The 1,519-nt window shown below is 37.7% G+C and carries 1 protein-coding gene; it reads left to right on the forward strand.

The window, feature by feature from the left end; genetic code table 11:
• Positions 1-380: 380 nt before the first annotated feature.
• On the forward strand, positions 381-1,079 hold the full coding sequence (locus LI091_RS18330; protein ID WP_265191443.1) for an energy-coupled thiamine transporter ThiT: 699 nt from the start codon (positions 381-383) through the stop codon (positions 1,077-1,079).
• Positions 1,080-1,519: the final 440 nt, after the last annotated feature.

Below are 1,519 nucleotides of genomic sequence, written 5' to 3' on the forward strand. Positions count from 1 at the left end.
GAAGTGTGGTAACACATGGAGCTGACTGTTACTAATCGGGTGAGGGCTTGACCAAAAAGCCGAGGAAGCGGGGATACCCCCCCGCTGTAGTATCGGTACGCAGGTTAAATTTGATTCAAAAAGTTTGATTAACCATCAACAAAGCATGTATGTAGTTTTTAAGGTACAAAGGGAAAGAGGAAAGCAGGAGAAAAATCAGTACATGGATTTTTCTCCTGTTTTTATTATATATAATCATACATCTCCCACCATTTACATCTCTTTTTCCATATGCTACAATAGGTAAGACCAAAGGAGCCTGACCAGGCTGTGAGGAGGTGCAGGCTTTGACCTTTGAACTTGATTTGGGCAATTTAATCGTAAGGAGGAAAGAAAAGAGTATGTTTAATTTTCTTGTGACTGCCGAAGGCGGTCTCACAACGGCAGGATATGCCGTATCTGTTATTGCAGTCCTGATTTTGATAATTCTGGTAGCAGTATTACTTCAGAAAAACACATCTGCATTAAAATTTACCACACAGCAGCTGGTTACCTGTGCAGTAGCATTGGCACTTGCATATGTAACTTCCTACATTAAGATATTTAAACTGCCATTTGGCGGATCTGTGACCTTGTTCAGTATGTTGTTTATTGTTCTGATCGGTTACTGGTATGGCATTAAGGTAGGAATTCTTACCGATCTTGTATATGGGATTTTTCAGTTCCTCCAGGAGCCATATGTCCTTTCATTTTTTCAGGTATGCTGTGATTACATTCTGGCATTTGGAGCCATGGGGCTTTCCGGATTATTTACAAAATCCAGAAAACATGGTCTTCTTAAAGCATACATACTAGCAATTCTGGCAAGAGGGGCATTCCATGCACTTGGCGGATATCTTTATTGGATGGATTATATGCCGGATAATTTTCCGAAGTCTCTGACAGCTTTGTATCCGATTATTTACAATTACAGTTATATTCTTCTGGAAGGTGTACTGACGATCGTAGTAATTTCTATTCCGGCAGTATCCCGTGCACTTGGGCGAATGCGAATAATGGCAACTGGTGGAAACCGACAATCTGCAGCCACCGAAAAATAATTAATACAGACACATAAATAAAAATAGATCGTTCAAGCTACTACGATCTTTTTTTATTGAAAAATCACAAAAAGTTATATAAAACAAACCAAAAACACAAAGAATACTTTTCACCTAAAGAAAGTTGTGCTATGATAATCAGGCGGAATAATTTCCCATTCAAACGGATGAAGGCAAGTCCCCACCTACAGTTTATTGCTTTTCGCAACCACATAGGAGACTTCTTTGATTCGGTTAAAATATTTCAGACAGATATAACATATCTGAACATATAAAATACAAAAGAAAAAGCAGCCATACAGTTGCGAAAAGGAGAATATCTTAAGTAATCAAATTTGTTGACTAATGTGATCAAATGTGTTTAAAAGTACTCAAAAGAGTAAATTATTATGAACACATCAAATATCACAAATTACAAGCCAAAAGATTTTGCTGAACTG

The organism is Blautia sp. MSK20_18 (assembly GCF_020553125.1).
Classification (GTDB): Bacteria; Bacillota; Clostridia; order Lachnospirales; family Lachnospiraceae; genus Blautia_A; species Blautia_A fusiformis.

Coding starts and splice junctions, on each gene's coding strand:
- LI091_RS18330 (WP_265191443.1), top strand. CDS start 381: ATGTTTAATTTTCTTGTGACTGCCGAAGGCGGTCTCACAACGGCAGGA.